Origin of the sequence: Bradyrhizobium neotropicale, from assembly GCF_001641695.1 — a bacterium.
Lineage (GTDB): Bacteria > Pseudomonadota > Alphaproteobacteria > Rhizobiales > Xanthobacteraceae > Bradyrhizobium > Bradyrhizobium neotropicale.
Map to the genome: position 1 here is coordinate 1 of NZ_LSEF01000058.1, position 25,866 is coordinate 25,866.

Annotated in this window: 18 protein-coding genes; 4 read left to right on the forward strand and 14 right to left on the reverse strand. The window is 64.7% G+C overall.

Translation table 11 applies throughout. From position 1 onward, the window contains the following. Window positions 1-8: 8 nt before the first annotated feature. The 4 genes from AXW67_RS18345 to AXW67_RS18360 form a co-directional block, all read right to left on the reverse strand. The gene (locus AXW67_RS18345) at window positions 9-1,376 is read right to left on the reverse strand and encodes an IS30 family transposase (RefSeq protein WP_201723621.1); all 1,368 of its coding nucleotides are present in this window, start codon (window positions 1,374-1,376) and stop codon (window positions 9-11) included. Window positions 1,377-1,567: 191 nt separating this feature from the next. Beyond that, window positions 1,568-2,029 (reverse strand): carboxymuconolactone decarboxylase family protein, encoded by a 462-nt coding sequence (locus tag AXW67_RS18350; RefSeq protein WP_063678995.1) that lies wholly within the window; start codon window positions 2,027-2,029, stop codon window positions 1,568-1,570. A 30-nt stretch (window positions 2,030-2,059) separates the two neighbouring features. Continuing rightward, a complete protein-coding gene (locus AXW67_RS18355; RefSeq protein WP_063678996.1) occupies window positions 2,060-3,676 on the reverse strand; it encodes an MDR family MFS transporter in 1,617 nt (538 codons plus the stop codon). A gap of 114 nt (window positions 3,677-3,790) precedes the next feature. Beyond that, the gene (locus tag AXW67_RS18360) at window positions 3,791-4,942 is read right to left on the reverse strand and encodes an HlyD family secretion protein (RefSeq protein WP_063678997.1); all 1,152 of its coding nucleotides are present in this window, start codon (window positions 4,940-4,942) and stop codon (window positions 3,791-3,793) included. 142 nt (window positions 4,943-5,084) lie between these two features. Between AXW67_RS18360 and AXW67_RS18365 the strand changes: the two genes are divergently transcribed. Continuing rightward, window positions 5,085-5,996, forward strand: coding sequence for a LysR family transcriptional regulator (locus AXW67_RS18365; RefSeq protein WP_063678998.1), 912 nt, complete (start codon window positions 5,085-5,087; stop codon window positions 5,994-5,996). A gap of 99 nt (window positions 5,997-6,095) precedes the next feature. Here the strand turns inward: AXW67_RS18365 and AXW67_RS18370 are convergent, their stop codons facing one another. Continuing rightward, window positions 6,096-9,527: an indolepyruvate ferredoxin oxidoreductase family protein gene (locus AXW67_RS18370; protein ID WP_063678999.1), complete on the reverse strand. Its 3,432-nt coding sequence runs from the start codon at window positions 9,525-9,527 to the stop codon at window positions 6,096-6,098. Window positions 9,528-9,682: 155 nt separating this feature from the next. Between AXW67_RS18370 and AXW67_RS18375 the strand changes: the two genes are divergently transcribed. Then, window positions 9,683-10,138: an Lrp/AsnC family transcriptional regulator gene (locus tag AXW67_RS18375; RefSeq protein WP_063679000.1), complete on the forward strand. Its 456-nt coding sequence runs from the start codon at window positions 9,683-9,685 to the stop codon at window positions 10,136-10,138. 257 nt (window positions 10,139-10,395) lie between these two features. Here the strand turns inward: AXW67_RS18375 and AXW67_RS18380 are convergent, their stop codons facing one another. Genes AXW67_RS18380 through AXW67_RS18390 form a run of 3 tightly spaced genes read right to left on the reverse strand, consistent with a single transcriptional unit; the run spans window position 10,396 to window position 13,638 of the window. Beyond that, window positions 10,396-11,181 (reverse strand): fumarylacetoacetate hydrolase family protein, encoded by a 786-nt coding sequence (locus tag AXW67_RS18380; RefSeq protein ID WP_063679001.1) that lies wholly within the window; start codon window positions 11,179-11,181, stop codon window positions 10,396-10,398. Window positions 11,182-11,196: 15 nt separating this feature from the next. Further along, window positions 11,197-12,564 (reverse strand): LLM class flavin-dependent oxidoreductase, encoded by a 1,368-nt coding sequence (locus AXW67_RS18385; RefSeq protein ID WP_063679002.1) that lies wholly within the window; start codon window positions 12,562-12,564, stop codon window positions 11,197-11,199. A gap of 21 nt (window positions 12,565-12,585) precedes the next feature. Then, window positions 12,586-13,638, reverse strand: coding sequence for an Ldh family oxidoreductase (locus AXW67_RS18390; RefSeq protein WP_063679003.1), 1,053 nt, complete (start codon window positions 13,636-13,638; stop codon window positions 12,586-12,588). Window positions 13,639-13,945: 307 nt separating this feature from the next. On the opposite strand from AXW67_RS18390, the gene AXW67_RS18395 reads away from it, so the two are divergent. Next, entirely contained in the window at window positions 13,946-17,515 is a 3,570-nt protein-coding gene (locus AXW67_RS18395) for a bifunctional diguanylate cyclase/phosphodiesterase (RefSeq protein ID WP_063679004.1), read from the forward strand. Here the strand turns inward: AXW67_RS18395 and AXW67_RS18400 are convergent. The 5 genes from AXW67_RS18400 to AXW67_RS18420 all read right to left on the reverse strand — a co-directional run bounded on the left by AXW67_RS18400 (window position 17,489) and on the right by AXW67_RS18420 (window position 23,352). After that, on the reverse strand, window positions 17,489-17,830 hold the full coding sequence (locus tag AXW67_RS18400; protein WP_063679005.1) for a hypothetical protein: 342 nt from the start codon (window positions 17,828-17,830) through the stop codon (window positions 17,489-17,491). The two genes, AXW67_RS18395 and AXW67_RS18400, sit on opposite strands and share 27 nt — an antisense overlap. A 231-nt stretch (window positions 17,831-18,061) precedes the next feature. Further along, entirely contained in the window at window positions 18,062-19,054 is a 993-nt protein-coding gene (galE, locus tag AXW67_RS18405; protein ID WP_063679006.1) for a UDP-glucose 4-epimerase GalE, read from the reverse strand. Between the two features lie 19 nt (window positions 19,055-19,073). After that, a complete protein-coding gene (locus AXW67_RS18410) occupies window positions 19,074-19,880 on the reverse strand; it encodes a WecB/TagA/CpsF family glycosyltransferase (RefSeq protein WP_063679007.1) in 807 nt (268 codons plus the stop codon). Next, window positions 19,873-22,245 carry an exopolysaccharide transport family protein gene (locus AXW67_RS18415; protein WP_063679008.1) on the reverse strand — a complete coding sequence of 791 codons (2,373 nt, stop codon included), beginning with the start codon at window positions 22,243-22,245 and terminating at the stop codon, window positions 19,873-19,875. Before AXW67_RS18415 ends, AXW67_RS18410 begins: the two co-directional genes overlap by 8 nt. 306 nt (window positions 22,246-22,551) lie before the next feature. Beyond that, on the reverse strand, window positions 22,552-23,352 hold the full coding sequence (locus AXW67_RS18420) for a class I SAM-dependent methyltransferase (RefSeq protein ID WP_063679009.1): 801 nt from the start codon (window positions 23,350-23,352) through the stop codon (window positions 22,552-22,554). A gap of 406 nt (window positions 23,353-23,758) precedes the next feature. On the opposite strand from AXW67_RS18420, the gene AXW67_RS18425 reads away from it, so the two are divergent. After that, a complete protein-coding gene (locus tag AXW67_RS18425; protein WP_063679010.1) occupies window positions 23,759-24,787 on the forward strand; it encodes a glycosyltransferase family 2 protein in 1,029 nt (342 codons plus the stop codon). A gap of 15 nt (window positions 24,788-24,802) precedes the next feature. Here the strand turns inward: AXW67_RS18425 and AXW67_RS18430 are convergent, their stop codons facing one another. Next, entirely contained in the window at window positions 24,803-25,780 is a 978-nt protein-coding gene (locus AXW67_RS18430) for a glycosyltransferase (RefSeq protein WP_063679011.1), read from the reverse strand. Window positions 25,781-25,866 lie beyond the last annotated feature (86 nt).

Below are 25,866 nucleotides of genomic sequence, written 5' to 3' on the forward strand. Positions count from 1 at the left end.
GGGCGGATTCAACCGCTCGTCGCAACACTCCGTGTATCGCTCACTCGGAGCAATTCGTCGAGGGTTTCTGCCGGTGTTTTCCAGCCGAGGGTTTTGCGGGGCCTTGTGTTGAGTGCAAGAGCCACGGCCTCCAGATCATCGGCATCGTGCATGCTGAGATCCGTCCCCTTTGGAAAGTACTGGCGCAGCAACCCATTCGTGTTCTCGTTGGTGCCGCGCTGCCACGGGCTGTGAGGGTCGCAAAAGTAGACCTGCACGCCTGCATCGATCTTCAGACGCGCGTGCTGAGCCAGCTCAGCTCCTTGATCCCAGGTTAGAGACCGCCGCAGTCGCTCGGGCATGGTGAAGATTGCGCGGGTGATGGCGTCTCGCACCGCCTCAGCGCCATGTCCGGCGAGTGCAGGTCCATTCTTCACGCGAGCATCCTGTTCCTGACCGGTCATGCGCGGCAAATGCAGCAGAATGGTAAAACGGCTCGTGCGCTCCACCAAAGTGCCGATCGCGGAACTACCGAGGCCCATGATGAGGTCACCTTCCCAGTGACCCGGCACAGCTCGATCGGCAGCTTCCGCCGGACGTTGACTGATCATGATCTCGGAAGGAATGAAGCTTCTGCCTTTGCGGGCGCGCGCCCTCGGCATCCGCAAGGCCCGCCCAGTGCGCAAGCAGGCCGTCAGTTCACGGCGCAAAGCTCCTCGACCCTGCACATAAAGGGCCTGATAAATTGCCTCGTGACTGATGCGCATCGTCTCATCCTCGGGAAAGTCGAGCCGAAGTCGCCGAGAAATCTGTTCCGGGCTCCATGCCGTCGCCCAGCGTCGGTTTTGCCGATGCACCGCCCGGCGGCCCTTCCACACGACCTTCGGGCCAACGAGGAGCGCCCCGTCTGGCTTAGCGATCATACCGGCAAGCCTGTCCTGCACATAATCCCGCAGGGTCGGGTTGATTGCCAACTTCGCAAACTTGGGCCGTCGGGCGGACTGATCAGCATGCCATTGTGCCGTGGTCGCCCGGTACTCTGGAGCGCCATGGCGGCGCGCCACATTGCGACGGAGCTCACGGGAGATCGTGCATGGAGGCCGGCCGAGCTGACGAGCGATGGCTCGCACCCCATGCCCCTGCGCGCGCAAGATGGCAATCTCCTCACGTTCGGCGAACGACAGGTAGCGCTCCGACCGAGGTTTGGACGATCGCGACAAATGTGTTGGCGGCATACCGCCCGCCCTCCGGAACCAGCGTACTCCGACCGACGGCGACACCCCGGCCTCAACCGCAGCATCCCCGCTCGATCGCCCCAAGGCAATCGCAGTCCAGAACGGTCTATAATCTTCTCGTAGGACCTCTCGGGGACGATCTGTCCGCACACGCTTCTCCATCGCAACCTCTTTTGCTCGAGTGTTGCGACGAGCGGTTGAATCCGCCCAGTACGCCGCGGCCGAGCATGGGACGTCGGGCGTCTCTGGAATACTCGGATGCCCCGGTCAAGCCGGGGCATGACAGTTGAGAATGTGGAAGCGGCATCGCGTGTCGTGCCACCGAGGCACGCTTCACACGAATAACGGATTCCTCACGCCACCGACGCCTTCACCTTGACCGGATGCACCGCGCGGAACGCGATCGCGATCCTGTTCCAGGCATTGATGGCACCGATCAGCATGGTGAGGTTCACTGTCTCTTCGCCGGAGAATTGCGCGTGGACCTGCTCATAGACGTCGTCGGGGGCGTGCGTCTCCGAGATCAGCGTCACCGACTCGGTCCAGGCCAGCGCCGCGCGCTCGCGATCGGTATAGAGCGGGGATTCACGCCAGGCATTGAGCAGATAGATGCGCTGCTCGGTCTCGCCGCGCTTGCGCGCGTCCTCGGTGTGCATGTTGATGCAAAAGGCGCAACCGTTGATCTGCGACGCGCGGATCTTGACGAGCTCGATCAGCGACTTCTCCAGTCCCGTCGACTGGATATGCTCTTCCAGTGCCATCAGGGCTTTGATCGTGTCGGGGGCGGCCTGGTAGTAGTTCATGCGGGGCTTCATGGTCGTTCTCCTTGCTTTTCGAGCTTCATGTCAGTGGGCTTCCCCGGTCGAGACATGGCCGGGCTTCTTCAGGAAGAGGGCGGCGATCAGGGCCACAATAAGAGCCATGCCGAGCAGATAGAAGGTGTCGCTGAAGGCGAGAATATAGGCCTGCTTTTGCACGATATGGCCGATTGCGACATAGGCGCGATGTGAGGCGTCGGCGCGGTCGAGGACGCCGTGATTGACGAAATATTGCGTGAGCTGCTCCAGTCGCGTGCGGGTCGCCTGCTCGAACACCGAGACCGACTGCATCAGCACGTTGGAGTGATACTGCTCGCGCTTGGTCAGGAGCGTTTGCAGCAGCGCGATGCCGATGGCGCCGCCGAGGTTGCGCATCATGTTGAAGAGGCCCGATGCGGAGCCGGCATTCTCCGGCTCGATCCCGGCGGTGGCGACGGCCGAGAGGGGCGCGAACACGAAGGCCTGTCCGACGGCACGAACGACGTTGGGCCAGAACAGCTGATCGGTGGCGTAGTCATTAGTCATATAGATGTTCATGAAATTGGAGACCGCGAACAGCGCGAAGCCGATGCCGATGATGATCCGGGCATCGAACTTCTGCATCAGCCGCGGCACGAGCGGGATCAGCAACAGCTGCGGCAACCCGGTCCAGGCCAGAACCATGCCGATCTGTTCGGCGTTGTAGCCCTGGATGCGGGACAGATAGACCGGCATGATGAACACCGAGCCGTACAGCGCGATGCCGAGCAGGAAGTTGGCGAGGATGCCGAAACCGAAATTGCGGCGAACCAGCAGACGCAGGTTCAATAGCGGCTTCTTCGCAGTCACTTCGATCACCAGGAAGGCGGTCAGCGCAATCGCGGCGATGATGAACAGTTTGACGATGATAGGCGAGCCGAACCAGTCGTCCTTGTTGCCTTCTTCCAGCACGGTCTGCAGCGCAGAGAGGCCGATCGCCATGGTGATGATGCCCGGCCAGTCGCCCTCGCGCAGCAGTGAGAGCTTCATCGGCTTGGCTTCCAGCGAGAACCACAGCATCGCGATCATCAGCGTGCCGGGCACCAGGTTGACGTAGAAGATGTACTGCCAGCCCCAGTTCTCGGTGAGATAACCACCGATGGTCGGGCCGATCGCGGGTGCGAATGTCGCAGAGACCGCAAACAGCGCAAGTCCGATCGGCTGCTTCGCCTTTGGCAGGAGCGTGATGATCAGTGTGAACGCCATCGGGATCAGCACGCCGCCGCTAAAGCCCTGCACGGCGCGTAGAACGATCATCTGCGGCAGGTCCTGCGCCAGCGCGCAGGCCGCCGAGAACACCAGAAATAAGGTTGCGTTGGTGAGCAGATAGATGCGGATCGAGAACACCTGCGCCAGCCAGCCGGACAGCGGGATCACCACGATCTCGGCGATCAGATAGGACGTCGAGATCCAGCCGCCGTCGTCGATGCCGGCGCCGATCGCGCCCTGGATGTCGGCGAGCGAGGCGTTGACGATCTGGATGTTCAAGACGGCCATGAAGGCGCCGAGCGTCGCGCCGACCACCGCGATCCAGGTTTTTGCGGAGACCGCCGGCGCAGGGGGTGCGGTTGGTGCGGGAATGTTGGCGGCGGATGCGGCGTTGAGGGCTGGTTGGAGCGTGCTCATGGAAGCCTCGTCTCAGGTCCGAGACAGGATGCATTAGGCGGATGGTTTCGATAATCGAGGAAGTCCTGGAAGGATCATCCGGCGGGACTGGATAATCCCACCGAAAGATAGACTTCAGCTTCCGTTCGGATGCGCAGGGTCGTCGGCGAGCCGCTTGGCCGTGTCGCGCTCGGCCAGGACGGTTGCCTTGGTGTCGACGGTCGGCACCGCCGACATGCCGGGCCTGAGCAGGCCGGTCAGGCGGTGGTCATCGAGCACGATCTTCACCGGCACGCGCTGCACGATCTTGGTGAAATTGCCGGTGGCGTTGTCGGGCGGCAGCAGCGCGAATTCGAGCCCGCTCGCCGGCGACAGGCTGTCGACATGGCCGCGCAGGGGCTGGTTGCGGAAGCTGTCGATGTACAGCTCGACCGGCTGGCCGGCGCGGACATGCGTGAGCTGCGTCTCCTTGAAATTGGCGACCACATAAACCGCATCGAGCGGCACCACCGCCATCAATTGCGTGCCGGCCTGCACGTACTGGCCGACGCGCAGCGAACGGGCGCCGACCGTGCCGTCGACCGGCGCGGTGATCTTGGTATAGGACAGGTTCAGCGATGCCTGCTGTGCGACCGCGCGGGCGCGGTCGAGCTGCGCAGCGGCCTGTGCGCGCTGCGTCGTGAGCACGTCGACCTTTCGCTGCGCAGCCAAGAGGCCTGATTTCGCGTGCTGCATTTGCGCGTTGCTGGCGCGCAGCGCCGCATCGGTCTGCTGCGCACGCTGGATCGTGCCGGAGCCCGTCTTCATCAGGTCGTCGTAGCGGGCGCGCTCTTCCTGCGCGAATTTCAGGTTGGCCTCGGCGGCGGAAACGTCGGCGGTGCTCTGCTCGATGATCGGCTGCTGCAATTCGAGCTGGGCATCGATGTTGCGCACGGAGGCTTCGGCCGCAGCGACGTCGGCGCGGGCCTGCTCGAGCGCGGTCTTGAAGTCGCGGTCGTCGATCTTGGCCAGCACCTGGCCGGCTTTGACCTTCTCGTTGTCGCCGACCAGGACCTGGGCGATGTAGCCCGAGACCTTCGGCGCGATGATCGTGGAATCGGCCTTCACATAGGCGTCATCGGTCGATTCCAGGTAGCGGCCGGTCGTCAGGTAGCTGTAGCCGAAGTCGCCGGCTACAGCGATGCCGAGCGCCAGCGCCAAGCCGAGGGCTGCCCGCTTGATTGCCGTCCGCGATGGGCGAAGATTGGTTTTCTCTTTTGTTTCAGTGACATAAGAGGTGTTCGACATGGCATTCTCCGGGGCCGCCAGACGCCCCGTTCCAAGGGGGCGCTGCTTTCGGCGGTAAAGATGCGCTGTCCCGGCGCGTGTGATAATCCATGAAGAAATGGAAGCATTATCCAGCAAGAGCGGATAATCGGAGCCTCACGAGATGGACCGCTTCACCAGCCTCACGGCCTTTGTCCGGGTAGTCGAGAACGGCGGCTTTTCCGCTGCCGCCCGCCGGCTCAACATGTCGACGACGATGGTGAGCAACCACATTCAGGCGCTGGAGGATCGGCTCGGGGTGCGGCTGCTCAACCGCACGACGCGCAAGGTGAGCCTCACCGAAATCGGCAAGGCCTATTACGACCGCTCCACACAGATCCTCGCCGACCTCGAGCAGGCCGACGACGTCGCCAGCGAATTGCAGTCAGTGCCGCGTGGCACGCTGCGCATCCACTCCGCCACGCATATGGTGCCGTTCGTCGCTCCGGTGGTGGCAAAGCTGCTTTCCACCTATCCGGAGATCAAGGTGGATCTGCGCATGGGCGAGGCCGAGGTCGATCTCATCGAGGAAGGCTACGACGTTGCGCTGCGCATGATCTCGCCGCCGGATTCAAGTCTGATCGTCCGGAGTCTTGCCACCTGGCGCCACGTGCTGTGCTGCTCGCACGACTACATCGAGAGGCACGGCCGCGTGCAGAAGCTCGAGGAGCTCACGGCGCATAATTGCGGCCGTCATTTGAACTATCCCTTCGGCGACGACTGGCGTTTCCTCGATCGCAAGGGAATGCCGGCATCGGTGCGCATCTCCGGCAGCTTCGTCACCAACAGCGGGGAGGCGTTGCGGAAAGTGGCGCTGGAAGGCGCCGCCGTGTGCCTGATGGCCGGATTTCTCATTCGCGACGATCTCGAAGCCGGACACCTGGTGCGCCTGTTGCCCGAATACCGGACGGTCGAGATGTCGATGAACGCCGTCTATCCGCACCGGCATCATCTGTCCGCGAAGGTCCGGACTTTCATCGATATGCTCGTGCAGCACAGTGCGGAGCAACAGAAGCTGATCAATCCCTATTCCTGATGCGCGGCGGCTCTCTCGACAGGAAGAGCATGTCCCGGTGAAAGAGATCGGCGGAGCCGCGGCGGCGCGTGTCCTCGTGTTTGAGAACGAAGGCGCTCGTCAGGCCGCCTTGGCGGACGCAGGGCGGGCCAGCAAGAACGCGACCTTGGCCTTCACCTGCACGATAGCGGCGTCCTTCACCGGGCCGTAGCCGCGGATTTCCATCGGCGCCCTGGCGATCGCGATCATGTCGGGCAGGCCCGTCGCATCGAGCCGGGCGAGCATCGTCTCGACGAGGCCTTGGTACCAGGAGATCAGCTCGCGCTCCGCGTGCCGTTCGGCAGTGTAGCCGAACGGATCGAACGGCGTGCCACGCAAGACCTTCAGCCGCGCCAGCATGGCCAGCGGAACCTGGATCCACTGACCGAAGGCGCGCTTGCGCGGCCGGCCGCGCGCGTCGCGCTTTGAGGCGAGGAAGGGCGGCGCAAGGTGGTATCTGATGCTGAAATCGCCATCGAACTCGCGCCTCAGCGTATCGATAAAGCCGGTCTGCATGTGCAGGCGCGCCACCTCGTACTCGTCCTTGTAGGCCATCAGCTTGAACAGAGAGCGCGAGACTGCGTCGGTCAGAGCCTCGCTGCCAAGTCTCGACTCGGCGCTCCGCACCTTCGCGATCGTCTCGCGATAGCGCGTGGCATAGGCTGCATCCTGGTAGGCGGTCAGGAATTCTGCACGACGGTCGATCATCTGATCGAGCGTCTCGGCGGCGAGGGCGCCCTCGGACTTGGGGAGGAACACCGGATCGGCGGCGGCGATTCGGCCCCAGGCGAAGGCCTGCTTGTTGCGCTCGACCGCGACACCGTTGAGCTCGATCGCGCGGAGCAGCGCCTGCAGCGACAGCGGCACCAGGCCGCGCTGCCAGGCGAAGCCCAGCATGATGATGTTGGCATAGATGGCATCGCCGAGCAGGCTTTCAGCCAGCGCATTGGCGTTGATCTCATCGAGATTGCCCTCACCAATGACCCGGCCGATCGCGCGCAGGCGGGCAGGGGAGGCGAGATTGGCGTCGCGAAAGCGCACGACATCACCGGTCGGCATCTCCGCGGTGTTGATGGCGGCGCGCGTGCCACGGTGATAGGTGCCGGACGCCTTGGGTGCGGAACTCACCACGAGATCGCAGCCGATCAGCGCATCTGCTGCACCCTGATCGATGCGGACCTGATGCAGTGCCTCCGGGCTCGCCGCCAGGCGGATGTAGCTCAGCACAGGACCGAATTTCTGCGCAAAGCCGGTAAAATCCAGCACCGAGACACCGCGGCGTTCGAGATGCGCGGCCATGCCGATCAGCGCGCCGACGGTGATCACGCCGGTGCCGCCGACGCCGGTGACCAGCAGGTCGTACGGGCGTTCGAGCGTTGCGGGTGCGGGGAGAGGCAGCGTCGCTGCGCGACCGATCGCGTCGATATTGCTCGCGGTCTTCGCCCGGCGCGTGGCGCCCTCGACGGTGACAAAGCTCGGGCAGAAGCCGTTGAGGCAGGAGAAATCCTTGTTGCAGGCGGAGAGGTTGATCTGGCGCTTGCGACCGAACGGCGTCTCCTTCGGCTCGACGCTGAGGCAATTGGATTCGGCCGAGCAGTCGCCGCAACCCTCGCAGACGAGATCGTTGATATAGGCAAAGCGCTTCGGATCGGGCATCTGCCCGCGCTTGCGCCGCCGCCGCTTCTCGGTGGCGCAGGTCTGCTGATAGATCAGCACGGAGACGCCGGGGATCTCGCGCAGCTCGCGCTGCACGGCATCCATCCCCTCGCGCGGATGGATGGTGACGCCGATGGGCAGGTCGGCAGGCGAGAAATGCGTAGGATCGTCCGACACCAGCGCGATGCGCGCAACCCCTTCGGCGCGAACGCTGTGGGCGATCGCGTGCACGCTGATGGGGCCATCGACCGGCTGGCCTCCGGTCATGGCGACCGCATCGTTGAACAGGATCTTGTAGGTGATGTTGGTGCCTGCCGCGATCGCCTGCCGGATCGCCATCGAGCCGGAGTGATAATAGGTGCCTTCGCCGAGGTTCTGGAAGATGTGCCTGTGGCCGGTGAATCTCGACGAGGCTGCCCAGTTCACGCCTTCGCCGCCCATCTGGATCAGCGAGGAGGTCTCGCGATCCATCCAGCTCGCCATGAAATGACAGCCGATGCCGGCCAGCGCCTTCGATCCTTCCGGCACTTTTGTCGACGTGTTGTGCGGACAGCCCGAGCAGAAGTACGGCGTCCGCGTTGCGCCGGCGACGTTGATCGTGCGCTCCGCCTCGGGCGACAGTGCGGCCGAGCGTGCGGCGAGATTGAGGCCCGGAAACATCGGATCGAGCCGGCGCGCCAGCACGTCAGCGAGCGCGCGCGGCGACAATTCGCCGATCCAGGAGATCAGCCGCGCCCCTCGCTCGTCATGCTTGCCGACCATGCGCTCGGGCTTGGCGCCGGGATAGTCGTAGAAATATTCCTTGAACTGGCTCTCGATGATGCCGCGCTTCTCTTCGACCACCAAGATCTCGCGCTTGCCCTTCACGAATTCCATCGCGTCGTGCAGCGCGAGCGGCCAGACCATGCCGACCTTGTAGACGTCGATGCCGACGCTGCGGCAGGCGGCTTCATCGAGGCCGATCAGCCGCAGCGCCTCCATTAGGTCGAGATGCGCCTTGCCCGTTGTGACGATGCCGTAGGTCGCGTGCGGAATGTCGTAGATGTGACGATCGATCGGATTGGCTTTTGCGAAGGCATAGACCGCGTGTTTCTTCGCTTCCAGCCGCTCCTCGATCTGCGGGCCCGGCAGATCGGGCCAGCGGTAGTGCAGCCCGCCCGGCGGCGGCACGAAGTCAGGCCTGCGGAAGATTCGCGGCGGGCGGAGCGCGACGGAGGCACCGGATTCCACGATCTCCGAGATCGCCTTGAAGCCGACCCACATGCCGGAGAAGCGGCTTAGCGCGTAGCCATACTCGCCAAACTCCAGATACTCAGCGACGCTGGCCGGATGCAGCGTCGGCATGAACCAGCTCATGAAGGCGACGTCGGACTGGTGCGGCATCGAAGAGGAGACGCAGCCATGGTCGTCGCCGGCGACCACCAGCACGCCGCCATGCGGCGAGGAGCCATAGGCGTTGCCATGCTTCAGCGCGTCGCCGGAGCGGTCGACGCCGGGGCCCTTGCCGTACCAGAGCCCGAACACACCATCGACCTCGCGGTCGGCTTGGGTCTCGACCTGCTGCGAGCCGAGCACCGCGGTCGCCGCAAGGTCTTCGTTCACTGCGGGGAGGAATTCGATGCGGTCGCGCTTGAGCTGCTCCTTGATGCGCCAGAGTTCGAGATCGACGCCGCCGAGCGGCGAGCCGCGATAGCCGGAGATGAAGCCGGCGGTGTTGAGCCCGGCCGCGCGATCGCGCTTCGCCTGGTCGAGCGCGATGCGGACGATGGCCTGTGTACCCGTCAGGAAGACGCGGCCGTTTTCGCGGTCGTAGCGGTCGGAGAGTTCGTAGGTGTCGAGTGACGGAATGGCGTCCATGGCGGACCTCGCGCGGTATCCCCTGCCGGATCAGCGAAGGTTAGGCCTGGGCGGCTGGTAGGTCTTACCTATTTGCCCGATGGCAAGGCAGTTATCGGTAAGATTTTGCGAGATTTAGCTATGTATGGTAGAATATCTCAAATCGAAGGACTTCCATGATCGAAGACCAGGACGCACGGATTCTCGCCCATCTCCAGAAGGACGGCCGCGCCACCAACCAGCAGCTCGCGGAGGAGGTCGGCATGTCGACCTCGGCCTGCTGGCGCCGGGTGCGTGCGCTCGAGGAGAGCGGCGTCATCCAGGGCTATGCGGCGCTGGTCGCGCGCGAGCGGGCGGGCTTTGCGATGTCCGCCATCCTCCATGTCTCGCTGGAGCGGCACGACGCAAAATTCGTCGACGAGTTCGTCGCGCGGGTGACGAAGCGGCGCGAGGTGCTGGAGTGCTTTGCGACCACGGGGGACGCCGACTATCACCTGCGCGTCGTGGTGCAGGACATGGCGGCCTACAACAGATTTCTCGACGAGTTCATGTTCCGCATTCCCGGCATCCGCTACGTCCGCAGCAACGTGGTGCTGAAGGAGATCAAGACCGGCGTGGCGCTGCCGTTTTGATTTCGCGGCCTTTGCAAGTCTGTCCCCTCACCCTGAGGAGGCCGCGCAGCGGCCGTCTCGAAGGGCGAGGCCACCAGCGGGGCCTTCATCCCTTCGAGACGCGCGCCTTGCGCGCTCCTCAGAGTCTCACTCAAAAAGCGTTCGGCAGTCGTAGGGTGGGCAAAGGCGTTCTTACGCCGTGCCCACCATCTCTCCAGGAGTGAGAAATTGGTGGGCACGCTTCGCTTTGCCCACCCTACGGCGCTGACTCGCGGGGCTTACTGCCCCTCACGCACGAAACGATTGCGCAGGGTGCCGATGCCGGTGATGTCGATCTCCACGACATCACCGTGCTTGATGTCCGGCGAGGCACCATCCGTGCCCATCCAGATCACGTCGCCCGGCCATAGCGTGAAGTATTTCGTCAGCTCGACCAGGAACGGCACCACGCCGAAGATCATGTCGTTGGTGTGGAAGCGGTTGGTCTCCTTGCCGTTGACTCGGACGACCGTCTCCATCTTCTCGAGATCGGCCTCCGTCTCGATCCATGGGCCCATCGGCTTGAACGTGTCGGCATTCTTCGACCGCCACAGGCCACGATCGGCCTTCTGCCAGCTGCGCTCGCTGACGTCGTTGCCGATGGTGTAGCCGAACACGCAATCCATCGCGGTCTGCTCGGTGAGATGCTCCACCTTCTTGCCGATGACGACGACGAGCTCGCCCTCATAGTGAATCTTCTCGGTCGCAAACGACGGGATCACCACGTCCTCGTCATGCGCGATCAACGCGTTCTGGGCGCGATAGCCGATCTCGGGTCTATCAGGGACGGCCGGAATCTCGCCGCGCTTGTCCGCGGCTTCCTTGAGATGCTTCAGATAGTTTAACCCGACGCAATAGAAGGTGCGCGGCACCAGCGGCAGCTCGATCTTCACCTGCGACAGCGGATGCGTGCGCGCGGTGCGCTGCCAATCGCTGAGCGGATCGTCGTCGACCGCGATCACCTGGTCGCCTTCAACGATCCCCCAGGAGGTCTTGCCTGAGGCCTTGAATTTCAGCCAGCGCATGTTCTGTCCTCGTTCTCATTCCGCCGCATCGCGCGGCTGCGCTTTCCAGGCGCCCGCGGCCGGCCGCTTCAGCCCCAGATTTTCGCGCAGCGTCTTGCCGCGGTAATCCTTCTGGAACAACCCGCGCCGCTGCAGTTCCGGCACGACGTGGCGCACGAAATCGGCGTAGGAGCCGGGCACGTAGGTCGCGGCGATGACGAACCCGTCGCAGCCGCGCTCGACGAACATCTCTTCGAGCTTGTCCGCGATCTCCTTGGGGCCTCCGACCATCGCATCCTGCACCTGGCCGCGGCCGGAGAAGGTGACGAAGTCGCGCGCGCTCGGATTGCTCTTGCCCGACGTCTTCAGCACGCCGTCGCGAATGCCCAGAATACCCTGCATGCTCTTCAACTCTTCGGTCGTCAGCGGCTCGTCGAGGCCCTTGGACGCAAAGTCGTAGTTGAGCGCTTCCGCGAGCAGCGACAGCGCGTCGATCTGGAGCGGCAGCTTGTTGATCAGGGCCATCCTGTCCTCGGCTTCAGTCTTGGTCGCGGCGCAGACCGGCGTCGTCAAATTGCAGAGGAACATCTGGTCGGGATCGCGGCCGGCCTTGGCGGCTTCGTTGCGCACGCTCGCGTAGCCTTCCTTGGCTGCGCTGAGATTGCGCCCGGCGGTGAAGATCACTTCGCCCCAGCGGCCGGCAAAGCGCTGGCCGCGGCCCGACGCGCCGGCCTGGATGATGACGGGATGGCCCTGATCCGAGCGCGGTACGGTGAACGGTCCGCGCGACTTGAAGAACTCGCCCTTGTGATCGAGCCGTTTCACCTTGGCCGGATCGGCAAAGCGGCCACTCGTCTTGTCTATGATGAGGGCGCCGTCCTCCCAGGTGTCCCAATGACCGAGCACGACCTCCATGAATTCGTCGGCGCGATCGTAGCGGGAGTCGTGCTCGGGATGGGAGTCCTTGCCCATGTTGAGCGCCTCGCCGTCGTTCAACGAGGTGACGACGTTCCAGCCGGCACGCCCGCCTGACATCAGGTCGAGCGTTGCGAAACGGCGGGCGACGTCGAACGGCTCGTAATAGGTGGTCGAGCAGGTCGCGCCAAGTCCGAGCTTGTCGGTGACCATGCCCATCGTCGTCAGCACGATCAGCGGGTCCATCTTCACGCAGCGGATGCCATATTCGACGGTGTGGGCGTGATCGTTGCCGTAGCGGTCCGGCATAGCCAGGCGGTCGTCGAAGAACGCCATATGGAACTTGCCGGTCTCGAGAATTCTGGCGATCTCCTGATAGTAGTCCGCCGACATCGAATCGTCGCGCGAGTCCGGGTGCCGCCAGGAGCTCGGCAAATTTGTGCAGTTCTGTGCCTGGAGGAAGCCGACCAGTACCATCTGCCGCGTCATGCTGCTCTCCAAAAAATCCCGTCAGGCCAGATCGAGCTCTTTGTCAATCTTGTAGTCACGCGCCAGCGCGCGCAGCTTCTCCCAGGTCGCATCCTCGATCTCGATGCCGTCGCGCAGCCGCTGCTGCTCGCGCATATGCTCGATCTCGCCGGGATAGAACACGCCCTTGCTTCCTTCGGACGGCGGTGTCGATTTCAGATAGCGCGCGAAATCGGCGACCTCGCGCTTGAAGTCCTTGAGTGGCCGGAACGCCGCGACGTTGAACACCGCCATGAAGCAGCCGTCATTGTGCCGGCCGGTCGGCTCCACGCCGAAGCCGAGACCCGTGAGCAGGCCGCAGAGCACCTCGACCATGGCCGCAAGGCCGCTGCCCTTATAGCCCTCGGTGCCGCCGAGCGGCAGCAACGCGCCGCCCTTGCGGTACTGCGAGGGGTCGGTGGTGTGCCGTCCCTCCGCGTCGATGATCCATCCCGTCGGAATCTCCTCGCCGCGGGCCACAGCGAGCTGGATCTTCCCGGCGGCCACTGCAGAGGTCGCCATGTCCAGATAGAACGGCGCCTCGAGATCGGAGGGCACCGCGATCGAGATCGGGTTGGTGCCGAGCCGCGCCTCCCGGCCGCCGAACGGCGCCACATGTTTCGGCGAGCGGCCGGAGTCCGCCGTCGCAATTCCGATCATGCCCTCGCGCATCGCCATCATCGGATAGGCGGCGAGCCGGCCGACATGGCTCTGCCGGAACACGGTGCAGGCCGCGACATTGGCCGTCTTCGCCTTCTCGATCGTCAGCGCCATCGCCTTGGCGTTGACGTGGAAGCCAAAACCCCAATTCCCGTCGATCACGGTCGTGGTCGGCGATTCCTGGACGATGGTCCATTTCGCGCCGGGGACAATGTGCCCGGCCTTGATGCGATCGATGTAGGTGGGAACCGCGATCACGCCGTGCGAATCGTGCCCGGCGAGATTGGCCTTGACGCAACCGACGGCGACCGCGTCGGCTTCCTCGACGGATGCCCCGGCGGCGCGGAGCAGCGCGGCGCTGATGCGCGTGAGGCGCTCGGCCTTGACGATCGGCATGGCGTTCCCTCGATGCCCGCCCGTTGGCGAGCGTTGGTTGTTGGGGGCCATCGTCTCAAAGCGCAGGCGCGATATCAATCTCCCGTAAACCAAATCAGGGCTGCAAATTGGTAAAGGAGCTGTGCGCGGATGCCGCCCAATGGCGTGAGAGGCCGCGTCCACCGTAGTTTTGCGAATGGTTTTGCGCCGCTCGTTCGCAGCTCGTTCACTTTGATTGCGGGTTTGCAAGGAGCAATAACGACCACTTAGGCGGTCGTTGCCGATAAAGTCCCGGGAAAAACGGCAGGAATGCCCGGGAGTTGAGACCTTGCAGACGACCCTCGCGCGCACATTTGCAGCGTTGAGTGCCATCAACGAAGCCATCCTCTACGCGAAATCGCCGGACGAGCTGTACCAGAAGGTCTGCGACGCCGGGTTTTCGAGCGGGGATTTTATGGCCGTCTCGGTGTTCCTGGTCGAGCCGGACAGCCCGCGGCTGCGCTATGCGGCCGGCTGCGGTGAGGACGTTGCGCGGCTGAGATCGATCGAGATCACGATTGAAGCCGGCACGCCCCAGGGGTCCGGCGTTGGCGGCGAGGCGTTCCGCAGCCAGAAGCTGTGCATCAGCAATGATTTTCTGAACGATCCGCGCTCGATGGCATGGCGCGAAGGTGCGGTGAAGGCCCGCGTCGGCGCGGCGGCGGCGCTGCCGCTGCTCTGCAACGGCAAGAGCGTCGGCGTGCTGTTCGTCACCCGCCATGAGGCCGGCTCGCTGAGCGACGAGATGGTGTCGCTGTTCGAGCGCATGTCGGCCAACATTTCCTATGCGCTGGACAATTTCGCGCGCGAGACCGCGCGGCAGGGCGGCGAGCGGGCGGCGCGGCGGCTCAACCGCATGTTCGGCGCTCTCAGCGCGACCAACGAGGCCATCCTGCGCGCCAAGACCGAACAGGAGCTGTACCAGCTCGTGTGCGATGCTTCCGTGCATGGTGGCAAGTCGCTGGCGACGTTCGTTCTGCTCAAGGAGCAGGGTTCGCACTGGTTGAAGCCGGTTGCCGGCACCGGCCAAAATCTGCACCTCGTTGCCCAGACAAAGTATTCCGTCGATCCCGACAATCCCTATGGCCGCGGCATCTCCGGCAATGTCTTCCGGACGCAGAAGCCTTGCGTCGAGGAGGACCTCGCCATCCGCACCAAGGGAACGCCGTGGGAGCAGGCCAACATCAACACGGGCGTCGCGGCCTGTGTGGCGGCTCCGCTGATCAAGCATGGCGAAAGTGTCGGCGTCATCCTGTTCTTCATCAGCCGGTCGTGGGCCAAGGACGAGGAGATCGTCGCCCTGTTGCTGCGCATCGCGGAGAACGTCTGCTTTGCGATCGAGAATTTCGACCGCGAGGCGGAGAAGGCCAGGATCGCCGACGAGGAGGACCGCCTCGCGCGCATGTACGCCGCGCTCAGCGCCACCAACGAGGCGATCCTGCGCGCCAAGACGCGCGAGGAGCTGTTCGAGGTGGCGTGCCAGGCCGCCGTGCTCGGCGACGTGTTCGCCTCGGCGACGATTGGCATCATGGATGAAAAACAAGAGCTCGTTCGCGTCGTCGCCGTGAAGGGGCGGCTCCAGGAGCGCATGGTCGGACGTACCTGCGCTGTTTCCGCCGATCATCCCGAAGCGCAGGGAATCATCGGGACCTCGCTGCGGACCCGCCGGCCCAGCGTCATGAACGACTATTTGAACGCCCCGGGATCGGCGCACTGGCGCACGAAGGCGATCGAGGATGGAACGCGGGCGGCTGCCAGCTTCCCGCTGCTGCGGGCCGGCCGGAAGCCGATCGGCATTCTGCTGTTCCTCGCACCGGAAGAGAATACGTTCACGCCCGATCTGGTCGAGCTGCTCGGACGCCTGGCCGAAAACGTCTCCTTCGCCCTCGACAATTTCGACCGCGCCGAGGAGAAGGCCCGCACCGAGGCGCAGAAGGAGCGACTGACGCGCATGTTCGCGGCGCTGTGCGCGACCAACGAGGCGATCATGCGGGCGGAGTCCCGCGCCGAGCTGTTCGATCTCGTCTGCCTCGCCGCATCGAACGGCGCCAAGTTCACCTCGACGACCATTGCACTGGCCAAGGCCGACAGCGACCAGCTCGAGATCGTCGCGAGCGCCGGGCCGTCTTCCGAGACCACGCGCAACGTCCGCCTCTCGGTCGACCCCGAGCGTCCCGAGGGCCGCGGCATGAGCGGCACGGCGTTCCGCACCCGCCAGCCCTGCATCAGCAACGATTATCTCAACGACCAGCGCGTGAGCGCCTTCCATGCGATCGTCCGCGGCGACGGCGCGCGCTCTGGCGCGGCGTTCCCGCTCATCGCCCACGACCAGCCGGTCGGCGTCATGATCTACATGTCGACCGAGCCGGACACCTTTACGGGCGAGTTCGTCGAACTGCTGCAGCGCCTGGCCGACAACGTCTCCTTCGCGATGGAGAATTTCGACCGCGCCGACGAGAAGAACAAGGCCGACGAGCGGATCGAATACCTGGCCTCGCATGACAGCCTGACCAACCTGCCGAACCGCGAGACCTTCAATGGCCTCTTACGCGCGGCGATCGACACGGCGCAGCGTCATGACCATCGATTCGCGCTGCTGTTCATCGACATGGACCGGTTCAAGGTCATCAACGATTCCCTTGGTCATGAGGCCGGCGACCTGCTCCTGCTCGAAGTCGCTGACCGCTTGCGCAACGCGCTGCGGGCGAGCGACGTGGTGGCGCGGCTCGGCGGCGACGAATTCGTCGTGATCCTCGATCAATGCGGGGACATCGACGATGTCCAGCGCATCGCGACCGAATTGTTGGCGGTGCTCGGCAAGCCCATGGAGCTCGCCGGCCACGAGTGCCACACCACCGCCTCGATCGGCATCGCGATGTATCCGGCGAACGGCGCCGATGCGCAGACGCTGACCAAGAACGCCGACATGGCTATGTATCTCGCCAAGGAGGACGGCAAGAACGGCTATCGCTTCTTCTCCAAGGAGGTGAAGACGCAGTCGATCGAGCGTCTGTCGCTCGAAAGCGCGTTGCGCCGCGCACTGGAACGCAACCAGTTCTCGCTGAACTACCAGCCCAAGGTGGACATGGAGACCAGCCAGATCACCGGCGTCGAGGCGCTGTTGCGCTGGAACCATCCGGATCTCGGCAGCGTGTCGCCGGCGCAGTTCATCCCGCTCGCCGAGGAGACCGGGCTGATCGTGCCGATCGGCCGCTGGGTGCTGAAGGAGGCCTGCGTACAGGCGATGGCCTGGCAGCGTCGTGGCCTCTTGCCGCTGTCGATGGCAGTCAACCTGTCGCCGCGCCAGTTCGCCGACGAGCACCTATTGCAGGACGTCGACGAGGCGCTCGCAGCCAGCGGCATGTCGCCGGTGCTGCTCCAACTCGAGGTCACCGAGAGCATGATGATGCGCAATGTCGGGCGCGCGCTGAAGGTGCTCGACGCCATCCAGAGCCGCGGCATTCGTCTGGCGATCGACGACTTCGGCACCGGCTACTCGTCGATGTCGCTGATGAAGCACTTCCCGATCGACACCATCAAGATCGACCGTTCCTTCGTGCGCGACCTGCCGCAGGATTCGGAGGATCAGGCGATCGCGCAGGCGATCATCAGCATGGGCAAGGCGCTCGGCATGACGGTGGTCGCCGAAGGCGTCGAAAATGCCGAGCAGGAGGCGTTCCTGCGCACTCATGGCTGCGACGAGATGCAGGGCTATCTCATCTCCAAGCCGCTTCCGGCACGTCAGATGGCCGAGCTGCTGCGGCCGATGGTGCTGCCTGTCGCGCCGCCGCTTCTGCCGGAGCTCGATGCCGCAGCCGGCATGAGCGCAGAGTCACGGCTGAAACGCGCTGTCGTCTGACGGCTGCGGATGCAGATCGCGCACGTCGTGATCGCCGCCTTCGGCCATGCTGGGAAAGTCATGCGCCAGCGGCAGCGACGTCTGTTCGGCGAACAGTGCGAGCAATTGGCGCGCGCCGTCGGCGAAGCTCGCCCCTTCGCCGAGGCCGAGTTCGCAGCACCACGCTCGGCACATCGGCTCATGATCGTCGAACACCGCCATGGCCGGGCCCCACCACCAGGCGGGCGCCGGCGAGCGCTGGTCCGCGGGCACGGCGTGCCAGCGGGCAAACTCGTCCATCACGCGCTCGAACTCCAGGCGGGCGGCCTGATGCATTCGCCTTATGCTCCTCGGCTTCCGCGCTGAAAGCTGGCCGATGCGCGGAAATCGGTCGTGGCCTTGACGTTCGGAAAAATCGGCTCGCGCATTTGGCGCAGCCACGCAGGGCCGGCATCATCGCCGGCGATGCTGACAAACTGGACGCCGGGACATGCGCCGACGTCGACAGGATTTGCCGATCTTACCCGTTCATGCCCAAGGCGAGCAAGATATGGGCGCGCGGGGTGCCTAACGCGACCTTAGCGGATGCGCCTTCTGGTGCCAGGCCCAGGCGGTCCGGATCACGGACGGCAGGTCGGAGTGGCGCGGCACGAAGTTCAGCACTTTTCGCGCGGCGGAGGGGTCAGCGACCAGATAGGTGGGATCGCCGGCGCGGCGCGGCTTGACGGTGTGAGGCACCTCGCGCCCGGTCTCCTGCCTGATGGCGGTCAGGATTTCGCGCACCGAGAAACCGGAGCCGGTGCCGAGATTGAAGCTGGCGCCGGCATGTCCTTCCTCGAGGAGCTTCAGTGCCGCGACATGCGCCGCGGCAAGGTCGGTGACATGGATGTAGTCGCGGATCGCGGTGCCGTCCGGCGTGTCGTAGTCGTCGCCGAACACCGCGAAGTCGACGTGACCCTGCAGGGCCATCATCGCGCGGGGAATGAGATGCGTCTCGTTGTCACGGAGCTCGCCGATGCCGCCGGCAGGATCGGCGCCGCTGGCGTTGAAATAGCGCAGGCAGAACGCGCCAAAGCCGTAGGCAGAGCGATAATCGGCGAGCATGCGCTCGATCATCAACTTCGAAGCACCGTAGGGATTGATCGGGTTGCACGGGAAACTCTCCGGCAGCGCCTTGGAGTCGGCGTTGCCGTAGACCGCGCCGGTCGAGGAGAACACGATGCGCTGGCAGCCCGCGTTGCGCATCGCCTGCAACAGCGACAACGTGCCCTGCACGTTGTTGATGTAGTATTTCTGCGGGTCGGTCATGGATTCGCCGACCAGGCTCGCCGCCGCAAAATGCATCACCGCCGTGATCTTGTGCTCGGTAAACGCGCGCGCGAGCGTTGTTCCGTCGAGCAAATCGCCGGTGACCAGCGGGCCGCTGACGAAATTGCGATGTCCTGTCGAAAGATTGTCATAAACCACCGGCTCGTAGCCGGCGGCGGCCAACGCGCGGCATGCATGCGAGCCAATATAGCCCGCACCTCCTGTGACGAGGACAGTCGGTCGGTCGGTCATGTCGTTACTCTAGTCTCTTTCAGCGATTGAAGCGCCGGTTGCGGCTGAAGAGAAGATAGAGCGCGCGGGGGTTGGTGGTCAAATAGCGCCAGAGCAAACGGCGCGGCTCGAGCCAGGTTCGCCAGGCCCATTCAAGTCCGATCTTCTGCATCCATTGCGGTGCGCGTGACCGGCTACCTGACAAAAAGTTGAACAGGCCGCCGGATGTCTTAATCACGCCAACATTGGTCAGCAGCGGCGTGAATTCCTCGACGAACGCCTGCTCGTTAGGTACGCCGAGCGCGACCCACAGATAGTCGGGCGCGAGGGCGTTGATCTCCTCGACTTTCGCGCGCAGCGCGTCGCCGCGCAGATAGCCGTGGCTGTGTCCGACGATCTTGAGATTGGGATACAGCTTCTGGACATTCTCGACCGCAGCGGCGTTCTCGGCTTCGCTTGCGCCAAACATGTAGAAGGTGCGGCCCACCGCCTCGGCCTTGCGTGCGACAATATGGAACAGGTCCGTGGTCGCGACGCGCTCCGGCAGCGGGAACCAGGATTGCAGCTTCGAGGCCGCAACCAGCGGCTGGCCGTCGGCGTTGATGAGGTCGGCGGCGCGGAACAGGCGCTCGGTCTGCGGCTCGGTCGAGCAACGCGCCAGCACCTCGCCATTGGCCGACGTCAGGAACAGCGGGCGGCCGATGCGATGGCGTGGATCGGTTGCCTCGATCATGAAATCGGCGGTTGCCTCGAGATCGAGCGCGGCCATGCGAAGGCCGCCGACGGTGATCCGTGGCACATCGGCGGTCGCTTCCCGCCCGTCCAGATTGACGCGACGCTCAAGCATACTGCCTGCCTCGCTGGCGTGTTTGAGTTTCAGGGGCGAGCTCGCTCAGCACGACGCCCACGAGCTTGCGCTCGGCGCTGCCGAGCGCGGTCAGGATCTCTTCCATGCTGTCGTTGATGTCGAGGCTGGTCGGCAGCACCGCAACCACCGCGTCAATGCCGTCGAGCAGCTTGCGGCCGGCGGCGGAGCGCGGCGTCGCCGGACCATCGAGGATGACGAGATCATAGCCGCCGGTGGAGCGCGCCTGCGCGACCGCCTTGCGGATGGCCTCGGTCGTCTTGCCGGCGTCGCTCTCGGCAACCGGCAGCACCGAGATGCCGTTGACGGTCTTGATCTCGCGCGCGCCCTTGCTGCCGATCGAGAGCCAGCCGAGCTTGCTCGGTTCGCTCTTGCCGGACCGGTTGAGCTTGTTCGACAGATTGTGGGCCTGATGGTCGGCGTCGATCATCAGCACGCGGTTGCCATCGCGCGCGGCCGCCAGCGCGAAGTTCAGCGCGGTGACGCTGCGCTCGGTGGTTTCGCCGGTGCCGACCATCGCGACGACAGGCATCGCCTTGCCGCCGGTACGCCGTGCCACCGCGGTACGCATGTCGCGCAGCGCATTCAACAGCGTCGTCAGCGGAAATCCCGGCCGCAGCGTCGGCCAGCCGAGCCGGGTGAGATCGGTGCCGGCTCCGGCCGCGAGGATGGCGCCGAGCGTGCGGATGACGTCGGCCTCCTGGAGACGCGCGATCAGGGGCTTTTCGACCAGGATGAGGGGCTTTTCGTCCGGAACGAGCGGCGGCGCTTGTGGCACGGCTTCTATCGGATGGGACAGCATCGTCTCGGACACAATCGGCGTCTTCGTCGGGGGCACGCTGGCGGTCTCAGGCTGAAGCGTCCGTTCGCGACGCTTCGGCTCGGGCGTGCGTTCGCGGCGTGCCGGGCGGGGAGCGATTGCGCCGGAGAAGATATGTTCGGCGACGACAAACCAGAAGGCGGCGAGAAGTGCGCCGAAGGTGAAGCCGATCATGGCGAACAGGCTCATTGCGGGCGGGAACGAGCGCCGCTGCGGCATCGTGGCTTCGCCGATGACGCGGGCTGCCGACGTGTTCAGGCTCTCCTGCTCCTCGGTTTCGCGCGAGCGCTTGAGGAAGGATTGATAGACGTCGCGGCTTGCATCGGCCTCGCGTTCCAGCTCGCGCAGCCGCACGGCGGCCTGGCTGAGCTGGACGCTCTGCCGCTTCTGCGCTTCCAGCGCGCGGTTGAGCGAAGCCTCGTAGTCGCGGGCGCGCGTGAGATCGTTCTTGGCCGACTGGGCGAAGCGGTCGATCTCCTCGTTGATGGTGCGCTTGAGATCCTCGACCTGCTTCTCGGTCTGGCGCAGTGCCGGATGCCGTGGCCCGAGCTCGCCGGCCTGCTCTGCATATTTCTTGCGGGCGTCGGCATATTGCGCGCGCAGGTTTGCGATGGTCGGCGATTGCAGGGCTTCGGGGATCGCGCCGGCGTCGGCCGCGGTGCGCCGGGTCGCCTCGATCTGGTCGAAGCGCGCCTGCGCATCGAGTGTCGCCGCGCGCGCTGCGGCCACGCGCTGGTTGCTTGCGGAAAGCTGCTGGTCGCTGATCAGCGTGTCCTGGGTGCCGACGAAATTGTTCTGGGCCTTGTACGTGGCAAGCGCGGTCTCGGCGTTGCGCAGCCGCTCGCGCAGCTCCTTCAGGCGGCCGGACAGATCGTTGGTGGCGCGCCGCGCCGCCGAGGCCTGCGAGTTGCGCGACTCCGTCAGATACGCGCTGGTCAGCGTGTTGGCGAGCATCGCCGCCTTGGCGGGATCGGTCGACCAGACCTCGATGTCGACGATGAAGCTCTTCTCGGTCTTGCGGATCGTGATGTGCTTGTTCAGCGCGTCCAGCGCCGCAAGCTGCACCTCCTTCTGCTCCGCGGCGGAGGGCGCACGGGCCTGGAGACCGATCAGGCCAAGCAGCGACGACATCAGGGTCTTGCCGTCGCCGCCGCCGAATTCCGGATCCTTGTCGAGATTGGCCTGCTGGATGACCTTCAGCAGCACGCTGTTGGACGTGATCAGGCGGGCCTGGCTCTCCACCACCATGGACATGCCGGACACGTCCTGCGCGCGCGGCGTGAGTTCGCGGTCGACGAGCTGGAGCTCGCGCGGATCGACATAGAGCTGGGCGGTGGCGGTGTAGCGCGGCGCCAGGCTCTTGCCGACCGTCACCGCAAGCGTCGCGCCGAGCAGTGCGGCACCGACAATCGCAATCTTGCGTCGCCAGAGCAGGTTGACGAGCTCCAGCACGTTGAAGCCGGTCTGGGGGCGCGGCTGCGCGGCCTCCGGCCCGGCCCGGTTTATCGGCTGGCTATAGTCAAGCATGATCCCCAGCTTTCATTCCAAGTGCCGCGGGCTGAGGGGTTACTCTTCGGGTCACGCCACGCACCAGGGATATAGGCGCCCAATCAACGCAACAGGAAAAATTAACCATACTCATTGAGGGACTATTCACTGAAATGGCAAACAAAGCGTTTAAGCGCTGGCCACTCTTCGACGCGTCGTCGTGACGCCGCCGATGCGCAAGCTCCTCGGAGATTAACGGTTCGTTACTGGACGTGCCGGCGAGCAGCGCCGCGTCAAGGCACAATGCCGTGTGCCCGGCCAATGTCCGCGCGCTCGCCATGGTCGTCAGCGCTTCCGCAGCATGACGTGATAGTCGCCGCGACGGACGTCGGTGCCGCGCGGAAGCACGGCATTGAGCACGGCCGCGCCGACGTCGACGAGGGCGGCGAACAGCGGCTTGCGCTGGCGCATCTCGGGATAGCGAGGGCTCTCGACCTCGCGGCGGTAGACCATATCGAGGCCGTGAGTCACCGCAAACGCCTCGAGCTTCGACAGCGTCACCAGCGGATGGAAGAAGGTCGGGAACGGCGGCTCGCCCGGTTCGCCCGCATTCCTGATACCGCGGACGTGGCGGTAGAACCAGACGTGGAACCAGTGCGGCGAATATTTGGTGACGACGCCCGACAGCGAGCGCGGATTGGGCGCGCCGATCAGCATCATTCCGCCGCGCTTGAGCGCGTCGCGGAAGTTCAGGAGCGCAGCCTCGACGTTCGGCAGATGCTCGATCACGTTGTAGCAGATCACGAGATCGAAGCTCTCCGGCGGAAAGCGATAGGTCTGCACGTCGCCGAGGATCGCCTCCTGCGCGTAGGTGTTGTTGCGGACCTGGTCCTCGTCGATGTCGACGACGGTCACGTGGCTGCGGCTGAGCACGTCCAGCGGCAGAAAGCTGCACGAGCCGCCGCCGGCTTCGTAAGTGGCGAGCCGGCCTTGCGGCAGCTCCCGGCGCAGGACCGCGTGGATGGCGAGCAGGCTGTCGCGGGCTTCACCGGCAACCATGTCGAGCAGCGCCCGGGTGTGCGCGAGGACTGCGGGCGCGTCAGTCCCGATGGCTGTCGCGAAATCGATCGTGGCTGGCTTGTTCATGTTTTTTGACCGCGCTTGTTCGACTCAAATTACAAGAAATATGTCACGTGCCCGAAGAGCAAATCTGATGCTGCGCCGTCTCACCGGTTGCGGTGCTTTCGGTCGGGTTAATGCGCAGGCCCGTTAACTACGGCATCGTTCGCATTGTCTTGTCTCTGTGCCGGTGGACCGCAAATTGCAGTAACACGCGCGCAAGGAGCCGCGGGAGAAACGCGCAAAAGCGGTTAAGCGCCTGGTGATGCGCCTGCATCGGCGAGAGATCGGCAGCGTGGCGACGTTTCGTGGTCGGGGCGCTCGCTCATTTTGGGACGCATCTGTCCCCGAAGTGCTGTGCCGGTGCGGGACGACGTGGATGCATGCGATTGACGCAGGGCTTTTTCAATAAATCTCGGACATCTAGGACGTCATGACTCTGATCCCGACAGACCTGTCCGCCAGCCGTATCCCGGACGTCGTGCGCGATCCCAACCGGGAGATCGCGGCGAGCTCGCGCGTCCTCGACCTGTCGGTCGGCATCGTCGTCTGCGTTCCCTGCTTCCGCCGCCCGCAGCATTTGCGGCTGACGCTGGAGTCGCTCGTCCGCCAGCGCACGCCGCGCGCCTTCGCCGTCGTCATGGTCGAGAACGACGCCTCGAAGCGCGAGAGCGCGCCGGTCGCCGCGGAGTTTCTTGCCGCCGGCAAGCTCCAGGGCATCTGCCTCGTCGAGAAGCGGCAGGGCAATTGCCAGGCGATCAACGCCGCGTTCGAGACGGCCCGGACATTGTTCCCCGCCGCCACCCGTTTCCTGATGATCGACGATGACGAGATCGCCTCTCCCGACTGGCTCGAGCTGATGGTTCGGACCTGTGAGGCGACCGGCGCAGACGTGGTCGGCGGGCCGGTGCTGCCGGTCTTCGACGACGACCGCAAGCCGTGGCTCTCGCGTCATCCCGTATTTTGTCCCGCCTATGACTACAGCGGCGCGGTGCCGCTGATCTATGGCTGCGGCAATTGTCTCATCACGCGCGCCGCATTCGACCGCTTTGGCAGTCCCGCTTTCGATCTGCGCTTCAATTTCCTCGGCGGCGGCGACACCGACTTCTTCGTGCGGTGCCGCGATGCCGGCATGACGTTCCACTGGACGGCGGAGGCCGTCATCACCGAGACCGTGCCGCGCAGCCGGACCAGCCTCGGCTGGATCGTGCGGCGCGGCCTACGCATCGGCGCGATCAACTATCGTGTGCAGTACAAGGCTGCGCAGAGCGCGGCCGTGCGGGTGCGTGTGTTCGCGCTGATGCTCGGACGGCTGCCGTTGTCGCTGTTTCGCGCGGCGCGTCTGTTGACGACCTCGAAGGCCGTCGTCGCGATGCATCCCGTGATGGTCGCATTCGGCGCGGCGCTTGCTGCTTTCGGTGTCGAGCCGAAGCCCTATGAAGCCTCGAAGATCGTGTCCTGACCCGGCGGCGACGGACTAGATACCAAAATAGGCCAGGACGATCCTGATCGCGGACCGCGGCATCGCTTTGAGCGACCGCCGGCCAACCATCCCGAGATAGGCGAGGGTCTCGCGATACCTGCCGAAGCGGATCGCTTGCATCGCCGAATAGGTGACGAGATGAATCTCGGCGGCCTGACGCAGCCGGGCTGCGGCGCTTTCGGGGAGCCTCGCCAGGATCAATCCGTCGTCGAACACGCGCGCGACCGCCGGGAAGAAGTCCTGCGGCGTCCGCACTGCCGCGTTCATGGTGTTGGCGGTATGCAAACGATAGTCGAGCAGAAGTCTGGGCACGAACTCGAACTCGCCGATGGCGGCAAGACGGCACCAGCAGTGCCAGTCCTCGCAATATCGTAGCGAAACGTCGAAGCCGCCGACGGCGCGGAAAGCCTCAGTGCGCGTGAGCACGATGCCGCCATTGACGATGAAGTTGCCGCTCGCGAGCCGCTCCAGCACGTCGCCGGACGGCTTGCGTCGTCCTTTCAGCAGCTCGCGCCGGCCGATCTGGCGTCCCTCGCTATCGATCGTGTTGTAGTCGCCGTAGACGAGAACCGCGCGGGGGGCGCCGCGCGCTGCCGCGAGCAGCGTCGCAACCGCGCCGGGGCGCAGGCGGTCATCGGCATCGAGGAACACCAGCCAATCGCCCGTCGCATTTTGTGCGCCGAAATTGCGCGCGGCTGATACGCCGGAGGAAACGTTCGTCGTCAGCCGCAATCGTGGATCGCGGATGGAGCGGACGATTGCAATCGTGTCGTCAGTCGAACCATCGTCCACGACGATGATTTCAGCGACGCCGCCTTGCGTCAGCGCACTGTCGATGGCTTCGCGGATATAGGCTGCGCCGTTCTTGACGGGAATGACGACGGAGACCGGCCCGGCCGGAGAGGGCGCGCGGACGCTGGTCGACGGCAGCGCGGCGGTCGGCAAGTCGACAATGGCTTCGGCGGTGTTCACGCGGCGGCTCGTCTTTAAGAGTCTGTTAACCGGGCCGTATCTCGAAGCCGGCAATGCCAGCGATCGCAGCCTCAGGCGCGCGGCAT